Below are 20,861 nucleotides of genomic sequence, written 5' to 3'. Positions count from 1 at the left end.
CGTTCAATTCGCAAGGTTTCGATTTATGGAATGGGAAACGGTTATCGGGCTGGAAATCCATGCCCAACTCGCCACCAAGAGCAAGATCTTCTCCGGGGCCTCCACCGCCTACGGCGCCGCGCCCAACACTCAGGCTTGCGCCATCGATCTCGGCCTGCCGGGGGTGTTGCCGGTGCTGAACCGGGATGCGGTGCGCATGGCGGCCATGCTCGGACTGGCCATCGGCGCCGAAGTCGCACGCCGCTCGGTGTTCGCCCGCAAAAATTACTTTTATCCCGACTTGCCGAAGGGCTACCAAATCAGCCAGTACGAACTGCCGGTGGTCCAGAAAGGCCAGTTGACCATCGACCTGGACGACGGCTCCAGCAAGGTGATCGGCATCACCCGCGCCCATCTGGAGGAAGATGCCGGTAAGTCGCTGCACGAGGATTTTCACGGTCGGTCCGGGATCGACCTGAACCGTGCCGGTACGCCGCTGCTGGAAATCGTCTCCGAGCCGGATATGCGTTCGGCCAAGGAGGCGGTGGCGTATATGAAGAAGCTGCACCAACTGGTGGTGTATCTCGGTATCTGCGACGGCAACATGCAGGAAGGTTCGTTCCGCTGCGACGCCAACGTGTCGGTACGACCCAAGGGCGAGCCCAAGCTCGGCACCCGCGCCGAACTCAAGAATCTCAACTCCTTCCGCTTCGTCGAGCGGGCGATCGAGTTCGAGATCGAGCGGCAGATCGACCTGATCGAATCCGGCGGCAAGGTGGTGCAGGAAACCCGGCTGTACGACCCGGACAAGGGCGAAACCCGCTCCATGCGCGGCAAGGAAGAAGCCAACGATTACCGCTACTTCCCCGATCCCGATCTGCTGCCGCTGGTGCTGGACGATGCGTTCATCGATGCCGCCCGCGCCGCCTTGCCGGAACTGCCGGACGTCAAGAAACAGCGCTTCACGGCACAGTATGGCCTATCCGCCTATGACGCCGGCGTGCTCACCACCAGCCGCGGACTGGCCGACCACTACGAGGCGACGGTCGCGGCGCTGGGCGGCGAACCGAAGCTGTGCGCCAACTGGGTGATGGGCGATTTCTCGGCCTTCCTGAACAAGGACAACCGGGACATCGCCGACAGTCCGGTCAGTGCCACGCAACTGGCCGGCCTGCTGCGGCGGATTCAGGACCGGACCATTTCCGGCAAGATCGCCAAGGAAGTGTTCGAGGCGATGTGGGCCGGCGAAGGCGATGCCGACGCCATCATCGAAAAGCGTGGCCTGCGGCAGATCACCGATACCTCCGCCATTGAAAAAGTGATCGACGACGTGATCGCCGCCAATCCCGAGCAACTGGCTCAGTACCGCGCTGGCAAGGACAAGCTATTCGGCTTCTTCGTCGGCCAGGTGATGAAGCTGTCCAAGGGCAAGGCCAACCCGCAGCAGGTGAATGACTTGCTGATGGAGAAGTTGAAAGCTTAGCGCACTAGACTCGGTACCCTATAGCCACCGCCGAGAGGGTTACCGATGCGCTGCCCAGAGTGCAACCACAACCAGCGCCACAAGGACGGTACGCGCTGCAATAAGTGTCGCTATCAGTTCGTGTTCCGCAAAAAGGAAGACCGGATCAGCGACTTTGCGCTGAGGCAGACCATTCAGCGCCTGTCCGACAACGGGCAGCAAGCGTTCACCACGACCCAGCTTGCCCTGGCCATCTGCCGGCTTTGGCGCAAAAAAAACGCTGGGGCCGGTTGGCTGCGGCGTCATCGCGCTTATCGTGAGCGCCATCGCCGGGCTGTTTGCGTTCAGCAATTGGAGCTGGTGGGGTGGAGCGCTGATTCTGGCGGTGCTGCTGCCCTTGGCGATCTGGCTGGGCCAGCGGGAGAAAGGCAAACTGCCCTTCGAGAAGGCCCGCAAGATCGTCGACCAATACCATCAGGCCCATCCGATCCAGGCCCTGGCGGACGGCACCGCATTCCGGCGCCAAGCCGCGCCACTCGACCTGCAAGACCCGCACTATGCACCCGAACGGATTCTGGTGGTGGAACGGGACGATCTGGTGGACATGCTGATCCGCAACCGTTTCCACTTGACCGCCAAGGCGGTGGTGGTCAGCCGCACCGGCTACCCGGAACCGGTGTTCGCCGCCTGTCGGGAGTTTCTGCGCAACCATCCCGACACCCCGGTGCAACTGGTTCACGATGCCTCCACGCAAGGGTTCGCGCTGGCCACGCAACTGGCCGACGAATCGAAATGGCGGTTCGCGCGTGAGCACCTGAGCGATCTAGGCATCTCCAGGGCGGCATTGCAACATGGAGCCACCCTGCCCTGGCTACCGCCGATGCCCTCCCGATCCAACGGCGCTTTCGGCGGCAATCCGACGGAAATGCTGCGCACCGGTTACCGGGTTCCTCTTGATTACATCGGTCCGAAACCACTAATCGGTCTGCTGAGCGCGGCGATGGTCGGCGGCGCGCTGCTGCTCGCGCCGGAGGCTCTGAACGCGGCGGGCGCCGAGGTGGAAAGTGACTATGGCTAAAACCCCGAAAAGCCGTTAGCCCATGGCCTGCCTGTTCGGTTATTGCGGACCACCGGCGGACGGTCTGCTGGCGCGTATGGCGGCGTTGCTGGTCTACCGTTGTCCGCTGGGCTGGGAGCGCGTGGATGGCGCGACCGTGACCGGGGATCGGGTGGAAATCGGTCACGGCATTGCTGCCTGGAGCCAGCAATCGCAACTCGCCCGGCGTGACCATGACCTGCTCGGTTATGGCGGGGTGCTGTTCAATCTGGATGTGTTGGCGACGCCGGGCGATACCGCGACCAATGGCGCGAACCGCCTGCTGGCGGAACCGGGTCTGCGTCATGCCCCCGAGCCCTATCTCGAACAATTGACCGGCTGTTTCGTATTGGCCACGAGCTTGGGTGATGCCTTTTACCTGTTGCGCGATCATGCGGGCGTCAAAGCGTTGTACTGGACCGTCCACCAGGGCCGCTTGCTGTTCGCCAGCGAGATCAAGGCGCTGTTCGCCGATCCCACCCTGCCCCGCCGGATGCGGGCCGGCGCGTTGCCGGAATATCTGAGCTTCAGTTTCGTTCCCGGCGCGGGCACCATGTTCGAGGGCATCGAGGAATTACAGCCCGGCTCCATCCTATGCTTCCGCCATGGCCAAGCGCGGGTACGGCGGCATTTCCGCTTCGAAACGCTGGAAACAGCACCCGACGCTCCCCCGCAAGACTATTCCGCCTTGGTGCGCGCCGCCCTGGAGCACTCGGTGGCCGAGTGCCTCGCGGTCAGCCCGGATAAATCACCGGCGGTGTTCCTGTCGGGGGGTATCGATTCCAGCGCGGTGCTGGCGGTTGCCGCCCGACAATTGCCGGAGGTCCGCATCCCGACCTTTTCGGCGCATTTCGGCGCGGAGTACGCGCGGGAAAATGAGTTCGTGCAGTTGATGGTGGATCGTTACCACACCGATCACCACTGGCTGGAAATCCGTCCCGGCGGTTTTCTCGAACGGCTGCGGGAGATCATCTGGCGGCTGGACGATCCCATCGGCGATCCGGTGACCGTGCCCAATTATCTGTTGGCGCAAGCGGCCTCCCAAGTCGCGGACGTGGTCTTGAACGGCGAAGGCGGTGATCCTTGTTTCGGCGGTCCGAAAAACATTCCCATGCTGTTGGCCCGGCTGTACGGTCCCCTGCCGGGCGAACCGTCCGCTGGCTGGCTGGAGCGCAATTATCTGCGGGCATTCCAGCGCTGCTATCAGGATCTGAGCGCCTTGCTGGACCCGGCGCTGCTGCGGGAAGCCGGTGGCGAGGAGGCGTTGATCGCCTTGCTGGAACCGTATTTCCGCGAACCCGAGCCGCTGGATTTCGTCAACAAGCTGATGAGTATCAATATCCGGCTCAAGGGCGCCAATCTGATTCTGGTCAAGGTGGAGAAGATGAGTTCGGCGCATGGCCTGCTGGCGCTGCCACCGCTGTTCTCGCGGCGAATCGTCGAAACCAGCATGGTCTGTCCGCCGGGCGTGAAACTAGCGGGCGCGGTGGAAAAAAGCGTGCTCAAACAAGCCGTGCGAGATTGGGTGCCGGAAGCGATCATCGCCCGGCCCAAATCGGGGATGATGGTGCCGGTGCGGTTCTGGTTTCAGGGCGACATGCGCCGTTATGGGAAGAAATTGCTATCCCGCTCACAAATCCGGCGTGGCGGTTTGTTCAACCCGGACTATGTGGAACGCCTACTGAATTACGAAATGGAAGGCGTCCCCGGCCTGCGCCATGGCTTGAAGCTATGGATGCTCGTTACTTTCCTACTGTGGCACGAGCAGATGGTGGAAAATTCTCTCACCTCTTGAGTAATTGAGAGGCAGGAAACAGTGACGGCGAACGATATGGAGAAGTGTCACTTTTCAGAAAGGCCGAGTAGAGAAACGTATCCATTCAACGCCTCAGCAATAATTAGTTTTATATAAAACATAGACTTGTATTGTTACAGCGGCATTTGTCATGATTATGTCGCAAGAGAGCGCGCCAAGCAAATCACCAGTCTGTAACTCCATCGGTCGCTCACGGTTGACGGGATCAGGCATCTACTTTGACATTAAGCGAGGGATTGAGAGGATCAATGCTCTATCGGAGGCAATCTCTTATTCGGGGCGATCACACGGAAAGCACATGTATCTATCAAGCATTATTATTAGGAATTTCCGCCAGTTTGGTGATGGCGACGCTGCGCTTGATATCACCTTCAACAGTGGAGTGACAGCACTGGTCGGTCGGAATGATAGCGGAAAATCCGCTGTCATCGATGCTATCCGATACGCCCTACTCACCCGTGACCAAGAATTCATTCGTATCCAGCCGGAGGATTTCCATCATGATCGGATGGGAAAACAGGCTACCGACATCTTCATACGCTGCAAGATGAGTGGGCTAGACGACAACGAGAAGGGCGCCTTCGCGGAGTATCTTTCATACGAAGGTAATGAAGTTTCCCTCTTGATCAACTGGACGGCCAAGAGGTTGACTGAATCGCCGGGAGGCCGTCGATGGATCGATGTATCTGTACGCAGCGGCAAAGACGGTGCGGGACCCGCCTTGGAGGCATCCGTCCGCCAGTTGCTGTCGAGCACATATCTACGGCCGCTCCGTGATGCCGAACGTGAAATGTCGCCAGGTCGCAGCTCACGTCTTTCACAGATTCTTGCTAATGTCCCGGAAATTGGCCAGGGTGATGACTTCAATGAAGCTGCGCTGCCGGTAAATGCGGAGGCAGTGAATCGTTTGAGCCTCTTGGGGTTATCGGACTATTTACGTTACAGTATTGAGCGTCACGAAGGTATTAGCAGTGCAGAGGATGCAATTAACACCCAGTACCTATCCTTGCTCTCACTGACCGGCGATAGCCTGCGAGGCAAAATCGATGTTACAGAGGGTGGGACAAGTGAATCACGGCTTCGTCAAATCCTGGAGCGTTTGGAACTCGGCCTTCTCGATGCGACTAGCGGAAGCCAGCGAGGGCGTTACGGGCTCGGCTCAAACAACTTGCTTTACATGGCCTGCGAACTTCTGCTTCTCGGCCGGGAACCTGAAGGGCTACCGCTGCTACTGATCGAAGAACCGGAAGCACATCTTCATCCTCAGCGTCAGCTCCGGCTCATGGAGTTCTTAACAAAGGCCGCCACGAACATTGCCAAGCACACCAAGCGCACTGTCCAAATCATCCTCTCGACGCACAGCCCTAACTTGGCGTCGAAGATTCCTTTGCAAAACATCGTGATTCTGGATGAGAGCCGCGCCTTTCCTCTCGTTCGAGGTCAGACTCGACTTGAAACGAGCGACTATCGTTTCCTAGAACGGTTCCTTGACGTAACCAAAGCCAACCTATTCTTCGCTCATGGTGTCATCGTGGTCGAGGGTGACGCTGAGGCTATTCTCCTACCCGTCCTTGCGAACCTCATGGGTACTGATCTCACCGAATACGGCATCTCCATCGTCAACGTTGGTAGCACAGGACTCAGGCGGTTCAGCCGCATCTTCCAGCGCCGTGACGATGGGGCGCCACGGCTGTCAGTTCCCGTCGCTTGTGTCGCTGATTTTGATGTTATGCCTGACTGTGCACCGGAGATTCTCGGGCTTGTTACTGGTAAGGATGATCCAACATGGCACAGCCCAAAGCGCCGATGGAAAGCAGTGTGTGATTTTGGCGGTGACGACAACACGCAGAAGCAAGAATTGAATAACTGGCGGACACGCCTGCAATCCAACGATGGGCAATCGGTCAAGACCTTTGTCGCCGACCACTGGACGCTGGAATACGATCTGGCCTTCTGCGGCCTAGCGGAAGAGGTCTACATTGCCGCCTCCCTCGCCCTAAAAGATGACGCGCTTAGTGAGGAAAGGAAACAACGTGCTGAAGTCGAGGCGACTGCACGAACGGCCTACGAAGAGATGGAGACGGCTGCCAAGGGAAACCATGCAGTCTTGTGTACGCAGGTCTATCAACTCTTCCATTCGCGTAGGGCGTCAAAAGCCATTGGCGCACAGTATCTTGCCGATATCTTAGCTGAGGTGGGGAAAGCTGCGGGATTTGACACGGCGGCGTTTGCCGCCAAGCTGCCGCGCTACATTGTGGACGTGATCGCGCATGTTCGACGCTCCGCGTCCGCACCACCGGCACCCGACTCGGGAAACAGCAGCAATGCCTGAGGCATCGTCGCAGGCCCCGGAGATTACCGACGCGGACATCGATTGGGTCCGTGCCTTGATGGGGTTGGAGATCCTCGACCCGCCGCGCCGGACATTTCTAGCCGCACGCAACACGCTCGACGTATCCGCCTGTCCAGGCAGTGGTAAAACAACCTTGATCGTCGCGAAGCTTGCCATCCTAGCGCGGAAGTGGCCCCATCGGACGAAAGGCATCTGCGTCCTCTCTCACACCAATGTCGCGCGAGAGGAAATTCAGCGACGCCTCGGTAGTACCGTTGTCGGTCAGCGCCTGCTTGACTATCCGCACTTCATCGATACGATCCATGGCTTCGTCAATCGGTTTCTTGCGCTGCCATGGCTTAACTCAAAGGGATTCCCCTCGCCCACGATCGACAATGATGTGACAACTGCTTATCGGCGCGGCGTGCTGGCCAACGCGGACTATCGGACAGTGCAGAATTTCCTGACGCAGAAACACAGCAGCTTCGACCACTTGCAAATTTGCGCACACAACTTGCACTTCGATCTCGGTGGGAAACCGTTTCCTGCCGGGCCGAATGCAAAGAGCTTCAAACTAGCGAAACAGGCCATAGAAACGGCTGCTCACGCAGGATACTTCTGTTACGACGAGATGTTTGTTTGGGGGCATGCGCTCTTGGCGAACTTCCCCGCCGTGGCTTTATGGCTCAGGCATAGGTTCCCACTGGTCATCATCGATGAGATGCAGGATACATTCGAGGCTCAGGGCGCCATTCTGCAGGCGGTCTTTCCGCGTACGTTGCCTGATGTCATTGTGCAACGGGTCGGTGATCCGAACCAGGCGATTTTCGACGATTCTGACGCTGAGCCGAACAAGAGCGATCCCTTTCCAGATTCCGATCCCACCCGTTGCGTCGACATTCCAAGCAGCCATCGCTTCGGACCTGAAATCGCGGCGTTGGCTTCGCCGTTTGCTGTCGCGCCTGTGGGCAACCATGGGCTCTGCGGCATCGGCCCAAAAGCCATCACCGGTGCGCCAACCACCTGTGACCACGCAATATTCATCTTTCCCAGCAACAGCACCGTAGGGGTACTCGATGCCTACGGCAAGCATGTCCTGACGACCTTTGATGACGGTACCTTGGCGAAGGGGATGGTTACTGCCGTGGGGGCGGTTCATCAGGACGCATCGGATATCGCACCAGGACACGATCAATTTCCAAAATCAGTGCCGCACTACTGGAGCGGCTACACCGCTGATATCTGTCGGAAAGATCCTCATCCTAAATCCTTTGTGCAATACGTTCGGGCAGCACAGGCCATTGTGCGCGATGGTCATGACCTCGCGCCAGGTGTCGAAAGAATTGCATCAGGGCTTGTTCGTCTCGCGGGACATATTGGAAACGCCGGGCAACTCAAGCGCAAGGCGCGGACGCATCGCGCGATCATCGATGCACTGGAGGCTAACACCGCAGTGCTAACAACTTATCGTCAGATGATCAAAAAGGTTCTTATCGACTGGATCCCATTAACCGAGAAAAACTGGGGTACAGTACGGACTGACATCCTGGCAATTGCTTGCGCACTTTGTGACGGCCCTACCAATCCCAATGTGATTAATTTTCTCGAATGGCCGGATACTGATCCATCACTAGCCGTCGGCGCTTCGACATCGGCGCATGATGCCAGTCCCAATGTGTATCACGTCTCGCACGGTAACAGGCGCGTAAACATCCGACTTGGATCAATCCATTCCGTCAAAGGGCAAACCCATTTGGCAACGCTGGTGCTCAACACCTACTGGCACGATCACTCGTTTCGGCGGATGTTACCATGGCTTCTTGGCGACAAGGTCAATGAGGGCGGCGCCAAAGTTCAAGATCGCAAACGTCTTTTACAAACCTATGTTGCGATGACGCGACCAAGCCATATGATCTGCCTCGCCGTACCGTATTCGATATGCAGTGGTGCCAAATCCTTTTCTCAACACATTGCCACCTTGAGCGCGCGTGGGTGGCGAGTAGCCGAGATTATCGACGGTGCGCCTGTATGGCATGGTTAAGAATCATGGTACCAATGAATTATGAGACTACCGGATTCAGATTATGCATCTATACCTACCGAGAAACTGAAGGATTACCTGCTATCGCCCTTTCATCCAATCGGACGGTTCAAGGCCAGATTCTTCAATGCTCTCGGTTACTATAGTGATGAATGGCCACTCTTGGAGCAAGACATTCGCACCTTGCTCGGAGGCGATGCCGCCAAGACTGAGAGGACATCATATGGTCAGAAATATGAAGTGTACGGCACGATCACCGGTCCTTCCGGCAGAACCGCACAAATCGTGACAGTTTGGATCGTGCTCCATGGCGAACGTATCCCCCGATTTGTGACTGCCTATCCAGGAGGTGGAACATGACGATCTCACTTTTAGATACTGTAGTTCTTGCCCGAGATTTGCCTGAGCACGGTCTCCGTCAGGGAGATATAGGCGCTGTCGTTGAAGTGTACGAACCAGATGGAGTAGAAGTGGAATTCGTGACCGGTTCGGGCCGAACCCAAGCCTTGGTCACGCTAACTGCGACTGACGTACGCCCTGTGGGTGACAGCGAAATACTAGCGGCAAGATCGCTTGCTGCCGCATAGGTTTAATGCCACCAATGCATTGAAGACATGAGATTGAGGAATGAGGAACACCTCAGCCACTCAGCCTACCGGTATCACCGTGCGGTTGATCATCGGATGATTATCGTCGCGCGGCCCGAAATCGCTGTCGGGATGCCAAGCAACCACATCCAACGCCACTTCCTCGGTGAAAAAGGAATGCAGGCAACCGCTTGGGATATACCAGCCCATGCCCGGCCGCAGCGGAAACACGCCATCCGAGGTGCGACACTCGCCCGTCCCATGCAGAATGACCCCGATCCGCGCCGAAGGATGGGTATGAGGCGTCTGGTCGGTATGCGGCGGAATGTGCAAATGATTCAAACACGGCTCGCCTACGCGAGGCGGGCAAATTAATAAAGTATCGCTGCACCCGTCGATATAGCGCAAACGCCCGACAGTCTCCAAGGGACCGCCGATCTGCCGCAAACCGCGATAACCGGACAGGGCGATCACCAAGCCAGCGCCACCACGCATCGAACCGGGGTCGGGCAACGCGAAAAACATCCCCTGGCCTAATTCACAGCCACCCCAGACATCGCGCAGCACGGAGCGACCACGAGTGACCATGCCATAACTGGTCGCGCCGTCCGGCAGCGTCAAGCACTCTTCATCCCACCCCCAAATCTGAACCGAATCCAGATCCAGCAGCAGGCCGTGACGAATCTCCAAGGGTATGAACGTGGTCATGATGGGCTCGGAAAAACGATCGCCGCGCGACGCGGGATCGGCTAGCCGGCTCTCGGAAGGAGCCGCGACAGGAATGGAGTGGGAACCGGCCTGTAAGCCGGGTTCTGTCAAGGACGATCATTCATCTGCGACGCCTGTCACCAGACGCCTGTAGCGACCTACCCAGGAGCCGCGCGGACCACGCGTAAATGCCCCTCTATTTGGTCTTGCTCCGGGTGGGGTTTACCCTGCCGCGCCTGTTGCCAGCCGCGCGGTGCGCTCTTACCGCACCTTTTCACCCTTACCGGTTCTCGCGAACGTAGGCGGTGTATTTTCTGTGGCACTTTCCGTCGGCTTACGCCGCCCAGGCGTTACCTGGCACCCTGTCCTGTGGAGCCCGGACTTTCCTCCATATCGTCATGCGATACAGCGACCGTCCAGCCGGTTCCCGGCTCTTAGTGTCCCCTGCCGAACGCTGCTTGGCAAGATCGGCTTGTGAATGGGAATACTCCACCATCCGACTCCGACCACCCCGCCTCACTCTCTCTCCATGGCGGAGGAAAGATGGGAATCGCTCCCCAACGCCAATGCCAGATCGTACAGCGCCTTTTTCCGCAGACCGGTCAACTTAGCCGCCACCGCCGCCGCTCGGCTGGCGGGCAGTTCCGCCAGCAGCGCCACCAACAAGCGGCGCGTCTCCGCCGTATCCGCCTCGCTCGCCGCCGGTGCGCCCTGCACGATCACCACGAACTCGCCCTTGCGGCGATGCGGATCGGCGTCCAACCAATCTTCCAGTTCGCTCAGACTGGCGTTGTGAATCTCCTCGAAACGCTTGGTCAACTCGCGGGCGACCGTCGCCGGACGTTCCCCGCCGAACACCGCCGCCAAATCGGCCAAGGTTTCGGCGATGCGATGGCTGGCTTCCAGAAAGATCAGCGTGCGTTCCTCTCGCGCCAAAGATTGCAGACGCTCGCGGCGCGCAACGGATTTGGGGGGGAAGAAAACCTTCGAAGGTAAAACGGTCGGTCGGCAACCCGGCCACCGACAGGGCCGCCACAATGCTGCTCGGCCCCGGCACCGGGATAACCTTCAGCCCCTGCCGGCGCAGTTCGCGCACCAACGGAAAGCCCGGATCGCTGATCAGCGGTGTACCGGCATCCGACACCAACGCCAACGCCTGCCCTTCTTGCAGGCGTGCAATCACTGCTTCCAGGCGTGCCCGCTCGTTGTGCTCATGCAAGGAAAACATCGGCGTATCGATGCCGAAATGCGCAAGCAACTGACCGGTATGCCGGGTATCCTCGGCGGCGATGCCCCGCACTTCCCGCAAGATGCGCAGGGCACGCGCGCTGATATCCTCCAGATTGCCGATGGGGGTGGCGATCACATACAACGCGCCGGATTCGACGGTCATGCGGCCTCTCCATCCGGCTCCGCAAACGCCGGGCACGCTTTAAACTCCCACATAACCTGTCCTTCGCGTTTTATCCGCAACTTCATTGCCGTGATGCCAATGGCATCCATCATGCCACCGATTGCGGCGGCATTGCGCTTAAATCATTGGAAATGCCCTTGCATCCTGCAGTTTAGTGGAAGACACCCATCCCGCGAGTTTGCCCGACCCGCGTTCCCGCGACACCGCTAACCACGATCGCTATGCGGCGGTTCACAAGGGAATCCGAAGCCTCCCCGCCTGTACGACCTTCGGACTCAGAACTTGAAGCTGACGGCCGTATAGACCGAACGTCCCTTGCCAGGCACGGCAATGCCCCATGGAATTCCGTTGATCGCCATGGTTCTGCCCTGCCCTGTATAAGCACCGCCGGTCGGCAAGTAATAAAGTTTGTCGAACAGATTTTCGATGCCGAAGTCGACACGCGCCTGCTTCCAGGAATAACTGCCACGCAAGTTGAGCAGGCCATAACCGGGCGTCTTGATTTCGTTGCGGACATCGGAAACATCGTCTTTCCTGTGCGCGAGCACGAGTTCAAGCGCGTTGTCCCAACCACCGTGCTGATGCGTCAAGATCAAGGTGGCGTTGAGCGGCATGACGTTGTAGAGGCCGTCATCGGTGTCGAGGTTTTTACCGTTGGTATAGTTGAGCACCCCATTGAGACCAAAGCGTCCCCAGTCGGTCTTGGCGAGCGGCATGTGTCCGTAAAGATCGATGCCGTAGAGCCGCGCCGGTTGATTGACGTATTGGAGGACCACGAATTGGTCCGTGGTGGTTGCATTGGCTTCCGTGCAGGAGGCGCCATCCGTACAGCGCATGGCATCGATGTAGTCGGTTACCCGCGTGTAATAGGGCGTTGCCTTGAACTCCCAGCGCCGGTCTTGGCTATGCCAATCAAGGGTAAAGCTCACGGTGTGGGCGACTTCCGGCTCCAGGTCGAGGTTGCCGATATACCCGTTTCCATCACCGACGAAGTTGTTCATGATTGCCGCCATGGCCCAGGTCGACCAGGTATAGCGCTCGTACAGATTAGGAGAACGGGTTTTCCGCGCCAGCCCAAACTCATAGGTTTGCGTCGAATCCGGGGTATAGCGCAGCAATGCGGTCAAGTCCCAATTTCGATCGGTCTTGTTACGGTCTTGACTGTTGAAATTACTGCTGTCGATAAGCTGGTTATTGACCATCATGCCCATGCCATTGGTTTCGGCATAGCCATGGACATCGCCGGTATTCATTTTGACGGTCTCGTGACGCACACCGAACAAGCTGACCCATTGCGGATCGAGATTCGCTTCCCATTCGCCGAACAGCGCATAACGATCCCGTTGACCGTTGTTGATATTCTCGAAGGTATTGGGAGCCATGTTGCCACCGGAAGGTGGCCACCAATCGTCCAGGCGATAGTATTGGAGTTCGCCACCCACTCGGAGAATATCGCCTTCGGAAAGATCAATATCCGCCGAGACCACGACTCCGGTCAGATTGGCCTTGGTATCCATGGGCATGCCGGGAATCGTGGCTGGATCGCCATAGTAGTATTGCTTGCCGTCGCCGAACTGCATTTCATGACGGGTCTTTTTGATAGTAGCCGCGCGCTTCCAACAGGCCCCATTCATATTGCCCGGTATAACCCAGATTGACCAGGGCATTGTTGTTTTCGGTCATATCCATGCGCTGGCTCGGAAAGCCCTCGTAAGGGATATTTTGAATATCCACCTTGGCCGTGAATAAATGCTTATCCTCCTTATAGGCGATACCCAGCGATTGATTGATCGCCTCGAAAGCAGAGGAGCCGACCTCATCGCCCGCAATCCAACCGCGATCCGCAGCGGCCGGACCGGACGGTTTGAAATCACCGCCCGCCTTGTAATTGTCGGCACTCACGGTGGATCCGGTATACGTAAGGTTCAGCTTTTCATTGGCCCAGCTTGTCCCGAGATAAGCACCCAAGACATTGCCATTGCCGCGGTAGAAAGCACCCACCTGTCCACTGATCAAATTGCCTTGTCCCGGAGCGGCAAACACAGGAGTCGCGGATTCGATTTGTATCGTCCCACCGAGACTGTCGCCTCCGACACTGACGGGGGTAATACCGGCATACACATTGATGCGGCCTACTTGACTTGGATCGATATAGGAAAGTGCCGGGTTCATGTGATTGGGACAGGCCGCCATCAAGCTCATGCCGTCCACTTGGGTACGGACCCGGTCATCGGCCAGACCGTGAATCACGGGTAGGCTGGAAATGCCGCCGGCACCTTGAAGTCCCACTCCGGGCACATTGCGCAACAGATCGGCCGTATCGCTGGTGGCATGACGCCGGAGATCGAGCGCATCCGCGCTGAGCGTCACCGCATTCAGTGGTTGAGACACGGGCCGTTGCGCGGTGACCACGATCTCATCCAGTTGCTGGCCAAGTTGTTGGTCCCCATCCCATCCCCAGGCTGTTCCCGCTGAAGTCGCCAGAGTATAAATGGCAAATAGGCCCATCATAAATTTCTTATTCATTATAAAGACTTCCTCTAATCGCCGCAGTGATTTCGCCAACAATATCCGTATTGTTTATTGGTTATATCCATATGAAAAAATTGATCAATACTAGCGAGCGGGAGGAATATTTGGAATGCGACAATATGTCGCAGAGCCCGTTTTCCACGGACTAGAGGCAGGGGATTTGAGGTTTCGTTGGGTTATTTCCGATGAGTGGACTGTATCGGAAAAGTGGATCGGAATCAGGCGCAATTAGACCGTGAGAAAAAAGAACTGCTCGGCCAGCGATAGGCTTTGCCTGTCGATCATTATTTTCTTAATGGGATACTGTGGTCATGAGATAAGAAATGAGCTAGCATTCTGTCGAATCGTGGGAGGCTAAACATGACCGCATCGATACTGTCAAGTTGCCGAAAGCGTAAAAGGATTTTTACGATGGACGATACTCTGGCTCCATGAGATTCCCATAGCGCCCTCCATCGCATCTGGCCGGAAATCCGCAAACTCATCGCCAATCATCAATTGATCCGAATCTACCCGGATCGCCTGGAATATATCGGGTGAACCCATCGTGATCAGCCGCATCGCCCAAGGTAGCGCGGCCGAGGATCTGGCTTGCCGCTATCTGGAAGCGCGCGGTCTGGCGCTGGTGGCGCGCAACGTCCGCTATCGGGGCGGCGAACTGGACTTGATCATGCGCGATGGCGAGCACCTAGTGTTCGTGGAAGTGCGCAGCCGTCGCCATACCCGCTACGGCACGCCGGCCGAATCGGTCACCCGAAGCAAACAGCAACGCCTGCTCCGCGCCGCCGCGCTCTACTTGCAACGCCAACGCCTCGACCTACCCTGCCGCTTCGATGTGGTGGCGATCCTCCAGGCCGATGGCGAACCGCAGGTAGAATGGATTCGGGATGCATTCCAGTTGACTTGAATGCCCGGCCAGCCGCCATGGTATCGGCCCGCAAGGCGCACAAGCCGGCTGCCCACTCTTCCCCCTTCTGATACCTTACAAGTATTCCATCGAAGTTGCCGAGTACCTGACCGATGACCGTTGACCGTACCGCCGAACTCTCCGCCCTGCTCGCCCGCCGCATCCTGATTCTGGACGGCGCCATGGGCACCATGATCCAGAGCTATCGCCTGCAGGAGTCCGATTATCGGGGCGAGCGTTTTCACGACTGGCCCAGCGATCTCAAGGGCAATAACGATCTGTTGGCGCTGACCCAGCCGGCCATCATCCGCGAGATTCACGCCGCCTATCTCGACGCCGGTGCCGACATCATCGAGACCAATACCTTCAACTCCACCTCGATATCCATGCACGACTACGGCATGGAGAGCCTGGTGCCGGAGCTGAACCGGGAAGCGGCCCGGCTGGCGCGCGAGGCCGCCGACCAATACAGCACGCCCGACCGGCCGCGCTTCGTCGCCGGGGTGCTCGGCCCCACCAACCGCACCGCCAGCCTGTCGCCGGATGTGAATAATCCGGGCTTTCGCAACATCGGCTTCGACGAATTGGTCACCGCCTACACCGAAGCGACTCAAGCCCTGGTCGAGGGTGGCGCGGATATCCTGCTGGTCGAAACCATTTTCGACACGCTCAACGCCAAGGCTGCGCTGTTCGCCATCCAGCAATTCTTCGACGATTCCGGTATTCGGCGACCGGTGATGATTTCCGGCACCATCACCGACGCTTCCGGCCGCACGCTGTCCGGGCAAACCACCGAGGCGTTCTGGAACTCGCTGTCGCACATCCGTCCGCTATCCTTCGGCCTGAATTGCGCGCTGGGCGCCACCCAACTGCGGCCCTATGTGGCCGAACTGGCGCGCATCGCCGACACCTACGTTTCCGCGCATCCCAATGCCGGTTTGCCCAATGCGTTCGGCGAGTACGATGAAACCCCTGAGACCATGGCCGCCACCATTCGCGAATTCGCCGAGAGCGGCTTTCTCAACATCGTCGGCGGCTGCTGCGGCACCACGCCCGCGCATGTTCGCGCCATCGTCGAAGCGGTCCAGGATCTGCCGCCGCGCCCGATTCCCGCCATCGAGCCGCGCTGCCGCCTGGCTGGATTGGAACCGTTGAACATCGGCCCGGACTCGCTGTTCATCAATGTCGGCGAGCGCACCAATGTCACCGGCTCGGCGGTGTTCAAGCGATTGATCAAAGCCGGCGACTATAACGCCGCGTTGGATGTCGCTCGCCAGCAGGTGGAAAACGGCGCGCAGATCATCGACATCAACATGGACGAGGGGATGCTCGACTCCAAGGAAGCGATGATCACCTTCCTCAATCTGATCGCCGCCGAGCCGGATATCAGCCGAGTGCCGGTGATGATTGACTCCTCCAAGTGGGAGATCCTGGAAGCCGGTCTCAAGCGCATCCAGGGCAAGCCGGTGGTGAACTCGATCAGCATGAAGGAAGGGGAAGCGGAATTCATTCGTCAGGCCCGACTGATCCGCCGTTATGGCGCCGCCGCCATCGTCATGGCTTTCGACGAACAGGGCCAGGCTGATACCGAGGATCGCAAGTTCGCCATCTGTCAGCGCGCCTACCGGATTCTGACCGAACAGATCGGCTTCCCGCCGCAAGACATCATCTTCGATCCCAACATCTTCGCCGTCGCCACCGGCATCGCCGAGCACAACAATTATGCGGTGGACTTCATCGAAGCCACCCGGCGGATCAAGGCGGAACTACCCCATGCGCTGATCTCCGGCGGCGTGTCCAACGTGTCGTTCTCGTTTCGCGGCAACAACCCGGTGCGCGAAGCCATCCATTCGGTGTTCCTTTACCACGCCATCCAAGCCGGCATGGACATGGGCATCGTCAACGCCGGACAACTGGCGATCTACGAGGAGATTCCGGCCGAACTGCGGGAATGCGTGGAAAATGTCATTCTTAACCGCCGCCCGGACGCCACCGAGCGTCTGCTGGACATCGCCGACCGGTACAAGGATGAAGGCGGCGCGACCGGCCCCAAGCGCGAGGAACAGGATTGGCGTTCCTGGCCGGTCGCCAAGCGACTGGAACACGCACTGGTCAAGGGCATCGACGAATTCGTCGACATCGACACCGAGGAAGCTCGTCAGCAGGCCGAACGACCGCTGCACGTCATCGAGGGTCCCTTGATGGACGGCATGAACGTGGTCGGCGACCTGTTCGGGGCCGGCAAGATGTTCTTGCCGCAGGTGGTGAAATCGGCGCGGGTGATGAAAAAAAGCCGTGGCCTACCTGATTCCCTACATCGAGGCGGAACAGGCCGAGGGCGAGCGCCGCAGCAATGGCCGCATCGTGCTGGCCACGGTCAAGGGCGACGTACACGACATCGGCAAGAACATCGTCGGCGTGGTCCTGCAATGCAACAACTTCGAAGTGGTCGATCTGGGCGTCATGGTCCCGGCCCAGAAGATTTTCGACGCCGCCCGCGAGCATGGCGCGGACATGATCGGCCTGTCCGGCTTGATCACGCCGTCGCTGGACGAGATGGTCAACGTCGCCAAGGAGATGAAACGGCAAGGCTTCGACATCCCGCTGCTGATCGGCGGCGCAACCACCTCGGTCATGCACACGGCGGTGAAGATCGATCCGCAATATCCCGGCCCGGTGGTGTACGTCAAGGATGCCTCGCGGGCGGTGGGCGTGGCGCAAAACCTGGTCGGCGCCGATTCCAAGGCCGATTACGTGGCCAAGACCAAGGCTGATTATGTCCTGAAACGCGAGCAACACGCCAATCGGCGTGGACGGGAAGCCTTGCTGCCGTTGGCCCAAGTCCGCGCCAATCGTCCAGCGCTCGACTGGTCCACTTACACCCCGCCCAAACCGGGTTTTCTCGGCATTCGCGCTTTCGACGACTACCCGCTGCCGGAACTGGTGGAGCGGATCGATTGGACGCCGTTCTTCCATGCCTGGGAACTGCGCGGGCGCTACCCGGCTATTCTCGACGATCCCGAACAGGGCGAACACGCCCGCCACCTGTTCGCCGACGCCCAGGCCATGCTGGACAAGATTCTCACGGAACGCTGGCTGACGGCGCGGGCAGTGATCGGTTTCTTCCCGGCCAATCGGACCGGCGAGGACGACATCGCGCTGTATTCCGACGAAGGTCGCGAATCGGCATTCATGACCTTGCACCACCTGCGCCAGCAGGGGCCAAAGCCGGACGGCAAGCCGCATTATTGCTTGGCTGACTGGATCGCGCCGCGCGAAACCGGCGTGGCTGATTATGTGGGCGCGTTTGCCGTCACCGCCGGCATCGGCATCGACGAACGGGTGGCGGAATTCGAGCGCGCGCACGACGATTACAGCGCCATCCTGCTGAAAGCGCTGGCCGACCGGCTGGCCGAAGCGCTGGCCGAACGGCTGCACGAGCGAGTACGGCGGGAATTTTGGTGTTACGCAGCAACGGAGACGCTGAGCAACGAGGACCTGATCGCCGAACGCTACCAGGGCATCCGCCCCGCTCCCGGCTATCCGGCCTGCCCCGACCACACCGAGAAGGGTTTGCTCTGGCAATTACTGAATGTGGCCCAGAACGCCGACATCCATCTGACCGAGAGCTTCGCCATGACCCCGACGGCGGCGGTGAGCGGCTGGTATTTCAGCCACCCCGAAGCGCGTTACTTCGGCGTGGGCCGGCTGGGCCGCGATCAGATCGCCGATTACGCCAGGCGCAAGGGCTGGACGCTGACGGAAGCGGAAAAGTGGCTGGCGCCGAACTTAGGGTACGAACCGGATAACGAATGAGGTATTGACCATGATCGAAAGCTGGCTCGATTTTCCATTTTGGCTGGGGGTGCCCGCCACCCTGCTAGTCTGGCTGACCACCGCCGCCGCTCTATGGTGGTTCTTTCAACGCAGCCGGCTCGCTCCTTTCTGGCGCGACAATCTGGGTGTCGTGGCCCCCTATTTTTCCTCGGTCGCAGTGCTGTTCAGTCTGTCGGTCGGATTCATGGGCGCCGATATCTGGCAACGGGCCGAGCAGGCACAACAATCCGTCCTCCAGGAAGCCAGCAATCTGAAATTACTATCGAACTTCGCGGAGATCCTGGAGCCGACCCCTCAACCCTTGGCCGAACGGATCTGTACCTACGCGAAAGCGGTCGTGCAACAGGAATGGCCGACGATGCTGCTGGACGGCGAAGCCTCGCCCACCGCCGAAACGGCTTTGAACAACCTGATGCTAGCGCTCACCACCCCGGAATTCACCGCTCGGGTGGATGCAACGCTGCGCCGGGAAATGCTGAACGCTTTCAACCAGGTCCGAAAGTACCGGGTCAACCGTATCCAGCTCAGCAGCGGCCACAGTCATATCGGCAAGTGGGTACTGGTCATCTTTCTCGGCTTCATGACCCAGATTGCCATCGGTCTGGTGCAACTCGACAAACCGCGCGCCCAAACGATAACACTGGCCGTCTTCTCGATCACCGCAGCCGTCACCCTGACCCTCCTAGCCGGCATGGATCAACCTTTTACCGAACCCTTCGCGGTCCTCAACACACCCATTGCGGATCTGGCGCGGTGCAAGTAAGTATCCCCCGGTGGAACCGGGGGAGCTTTAGGGGATTCGCCTCAAAGGTGCTGTAAGTCGTCCACCGGTAGCACGATCTCGACCCGCAACCCGCCGTCCGGGCGATTCAGCGCGCGAATGTGCCCGCCATGGGCTTCGATGGCCCGACGAGCAATCGCCAAGCCCAAACCGAAACCGGTGGTCTTGACGCTGCCCCCACCGCGAAAAAAACGGCTCGAAAACGGCTTGCAGGTCGCTTTCGGGAATGCCGGGACCTCGATCCGAAACCATGACAACCAGGCTATCGGGCGCGGCCCGCCGTTCGATCCGCACTTCGACCGCCGTGCCTTCGCGCGTGAATTTCACGGCGTTGCGGATCACGTTCTCGAAAGCGCGGTGCAACAACTCCGCGCGGATCTTGACGATGACCTCGCCCGCGCCGGAAAACGACACCCGACGCCCAGTCGCCTCCGCCTCGAAGCGCGCGTCATCGGCGATGCCCGCCACCAGATCCACCAAATCGACCTCTTCGTCCGCCGCGCCGCTGATGCCGGCTTCCAGTCGCGACAGGGTCAGCAGTTCCCCTACCAGTTCGTCCAGGCGACCGGATTCGCGTTCGATGCGATCCAGCGAAGCGTCCAGTTTCTCCGGTTGCTGGCGTGCCAAGCCGATGGCGGCTTGCAAGCGCGCCAGCGGCGAGCGTAGTTCGTGCGAAACGTCGTGCAGCAAGCGCCGTTGGGAACCAAGCAGAATTTGCAGTTGCTGGGCCATGCGGTCGAAATCCCGACCGAGATCGGCAATCTCGTCGCGCCGTCCCATGCGCGATCCGATCCGCGTATCGAGGTTGCCCGCCGCCACCGCGTCGAACGCCCCCCGCAGATGACGGATCGGTTTGGAGAGATACCAGGCCAACAGGGCGCTGAAGCCGAGACTGGCCAGAATCCCGATACTGATCGGGATCCACGGCGGTGGTGGCGGATCATGGGATGAGATTTTGCTCGCGGCGGGAATGAAAAATAGATAGGTGTGCAGGGGCGTCGCCTCCAACCAGGCAATGCGCGGGGTTTGATCTCCGTCCGCCAAGCGACGGGCCTGCGCCACCGCCTCGGCCGAAACCGTTCGGCCCAGCAGTTCCCGGCCCGCCTCATCGACGACATAAACCCGCGCCTTGCCCTGCTGCATTCTCCATTCTTCCAGCAGATCGCGCAGCGCCTCGATCCCGCCATGCCGGAACACCATCGCTGTCGTATTCACCAAAAACGCGGTACGCGGTCCTCCCGCCAGCGCGCGATCATGATCGTCCAGTGTTTGCCTGTGCAGCCAGACGGTCGTGCCGACGCCACCGCTCGCGATCAGCAGCGCCAGCCAAAACGCGAAAAAGAATTTCCAAAACAGCCGGCCCAAGATG

At 59.1% G+C, this 20,861-nt stretch carries 15 protein-coding genes, 1 other RNA gene and 2 pseudogenes; 11 read left to right on the top strand and 7 right to left on the bottom strand.

The window, feature by feature from the left end; genetic code table 11:
- Nucleotides 1-25: 25 nt before the first annotated feature.
- Nucleotides 26-1,462, top strand: coding sequence for an Asp-tRNA(Asn)/Glu-tRNA(Gln) amidotransferase subunit GatB (gatB, locus tag E4P82_RS07405; RefSeq protein ID WP_169248293.1), 1,437 nt, complete (start codon nt 26-28; stop codon nt 1,460-1,462).
- A 39-nt stretch (nt 1,463-1,501) separates the two neighbouring features.
- Here the strand turns inward: gatB and E4P82_RS07400 are convergent, their stop codons facing one another.
- Nucleotides 1,502-1,747 carry a hypothetical protein gene (locus tag E4P82_RS07400; protein WP_169248292.1) on the bottom strand — a complete coding sequence of 82 codons (246 nt, stop codon included), beginning with the start codon at nt 1,745-1,747 and terminating at the stop codon, nt 1,502-1,504.
- 10 nt (nt 1,748-1,757) lie between these two features.
- Between E4P82_RS07400 and E4P82_RS07395 the strand changes: the two genes are divergently transcribed.
- The 6 genes from E4P82_RS07395 (at nt 1,758) to E4P82_RS07375 (ending at nt 9,313) form a co-directional block, all read left to right on the top strand.
- Nucleotides 1,758-2,519 (top strand): toprim domain-containing protein, encoded by a 762-nt coding sequence (locus E4P82_RS07395; RefSeq protein ID WP_169248291.1) that lies wholly within the window; start codon nt 1,758-1,760, stop codon nt 2,517-2,519.
- A 22-nt stretch (nt 2,520-2,541) separates the two neighbouring features.
- Complete coding sequence (locus E4P82_RS07390; RefSeq protein WP_169248290.1) at nt 2,542-4,332, top strand: asparagine synthase-related protein; 1,791 nt, start codon at nt 2,542-2,544, stop codon at nt 4,330-4,332.
- 319 nt (nt 4,333-4,651) lie between these two features.
- Nucleotides 4,652-6,685, top strand: a complete 2,034-nt coding sequence (locus E4P82_RS07385) for an ATP-dependent nuclease (protein WP_169248289.1) — start codon at nt 4,652-4,654, stop codon at nt 6,683-6,685.
- Nucleotides 6,678-8,726 (top strand): UvrD-helicase domain-containing protein, encoded by a 2,049-nt coding sequence (locus E4P82_RS07380; RefSeq protein WP_169248288.1) that lies wholly within the window; start codon nt 6,678-6,680, stop codon nt 8,724-8,726. The genes E4P82_RS07385 and E4P82_RS07380 overlap by 8 nt, the downstream gene beginning before the upstream one ends.
- Before the next feature lie 21 nt (nt 8,727-8,747).
- The gene (locus E4P82_RS23560; RefSeq protein WP_420887072.1) at nt 8,748-9,086 is read left to right on the top strand and encodes a DUF6883 domain-containing protein; all 339 of its coding nucleotides are present in this window, start codon (nt 8,748-8,750) and stop codon (nt 9,084-9,086) included.
- Nucleotides 9,083-9,313: a DUF4926 domain-containing protein gene (locus E4P82_RS07375; protein WP_169248287.1), complete on the top strand. Its 231-nt coding sequence runs from the start codon at nt 9,083-9,085 to the stop codon at nt 9,311-9,313. The genes E4P82_RS23560 and E4P82_RS07375 overlap by 4 nt, the downstream gene beginning before the upstream one ends.
- A 60-nt stretch (nt 9,314-9,373) precedes the next feature.
- Here E4P82_RS07375 and E4P82_RS07370 read toward each other — a convergent pair whose 3' ends face one another.
- The 3 genes and pseudogenes from E4P82_RS07370 to rsmI all read right to left on the bottom strand — a co-directional run bounded on the left by E4P82_RS07370 (nt 9,374) and on the right by rsmI (nt 11,387).
- Nucleotides 9,374-10,021, bottom strand: coding sequence for a cupin domain-containing protein (locus tag E4P82_RS07370; protein ID WP_169248286.1), 648 nt, complete (start codon nt 10,019-10,021; stop codon nt 9,374-9,376).
- 77 nt (nt 10,022-10,098) lie between these two features.
- Nucleotides 10,099-10,449: RNase P RNA component class A (gene rnpB / locus E4P82_RS07365), an RNA gene on the bottom strand.
- Nucleotides 10,450-10,537: 88 nt separating this feature from the next.
- Nucleotides 10,538-11,387, bottom strand: a pseudogene (rsmI, locus tag E4P82_RS07360) (16S rRNA (cytidine(1402)-2'-O)-methyltransferase).
- Here rsmI and E4P82_RS21900 point away from each other — a divergent pair.
- Nucleotides 11,268-11,645, top strand: coding sequence for a hypothetical protein (locus E4P82_RS21900; RefSeq protein ID WP_246327440.1), 378 nt, complete (start codon nt 11,268-11,270; stop codon nt 11,643-11,645). The pseudogene rsmI and the gene E4P82_RS21900 sit on opposite strands and share 120 nt — an antisense overlap.
- A gap of 65 nt (nt 11,646-11,710) precedes the next feature.
- On the opposite strand, the gene E4P82_RS21895 is transcribed toward E4P82_RS21900, so the two are convergent.
- Both E4P82_RS21895 and E4P82_RS21890 read right to left on the bottom strand, forming a co-directional pair.
- Nucleotides 11,711-13,102, bottom strand: a complete 1,392-nt coding sequence (locus tag E4P82_RS21895; protein ID WP_246327425.1) for a TonB-dependent receptor — start codon at nt 13,100-13,102, stop codon at nt 11,711-11,713.
- A complete protein-coding gene (locus E4P82_RS21890) occupies nt 13,017-13,961 on the bottom strand; it encodes a TonB-dependent receptor plug domain-containing protein (protein WP_246327424.1) in 945 nt (314 codons plus the stop codon). Before E4P82_RS21890 ends, E4P82_RS21895 begins: the two co-directional genes overlap by 86 nt.
- 553 nt (nt 13,962-14,514) lie before the next feature.
- Between E4P82_RS21890 and E4P82_RS07350 the strand changes: the two genes are divergently transcribed.
- From E4P82_RS07350 to E4P82_RS07340, 3 genes and pseudogenes are all read left to right on the top strand, one after another.
- Nucleotides 14,515-14,874, top strand: coding sequence for a YraN family protein (locus E4P82_RS07350; protein ID WP_312914374.1), 360 nt, complete (start codon nt 14,515-14,517; stop codon nt 14,872-14,874).
- Between the two features lie 113 nt (nt 14,875-14,987).
- Nucleotides 14,988-18,690, top strand: a pseudogene (gene metH, locus E4P82_RS07345) (methionine synthase).
- Between the two features lie 10 nt (nt 18,691-18,700).
- Nucleotides 18,701-19,474 (top strand): bestrophin-like domain, encoded by a 774-nt coding sequence (locus E4P82_RS07340; RefSeq protein ID WP_169248285.1) that lies wholly within the window; start codon nt 18,701-18,703, stop codon nt 19,472-19,474.
- A 27-nt stretch (nt 19,475-19,501) separates the two neighbouring features.
- On the opposite strand, the gene E4P82_RS07335 is transcribed toward E4P82_RS07340, so the two are convergent.
- Nucleotides 19,502-20,857 carry a sensor histidine kinase gene (locus E4P82_RS07335; RefSeq protein ID WP_338140966.1) on the bottom strand — a complete coding sequence of 452 codons (1,356 nt, stop codon included), beginning with the start codon at nt 20,855-20,857 and terminating at the stop codon, nt 19,502-19,504.
- Between the last annotated feature and the right edge of the window lie 4 nt (nt 20,858-20,861).

Origin of the sequence: Candidatus Competibacter phosphatis (genome assembly GCF_012939995.1) — a bacterium.
GTDB lineage: Bacteria > Pseudomonadota > Gammaproteobacteria > Competibacterales > Competibacteraceae > Competibacter > Competibacter phosphatis.
This window is presented reverse-complemented; position numbering and strand designations above follow the sequence as displayed.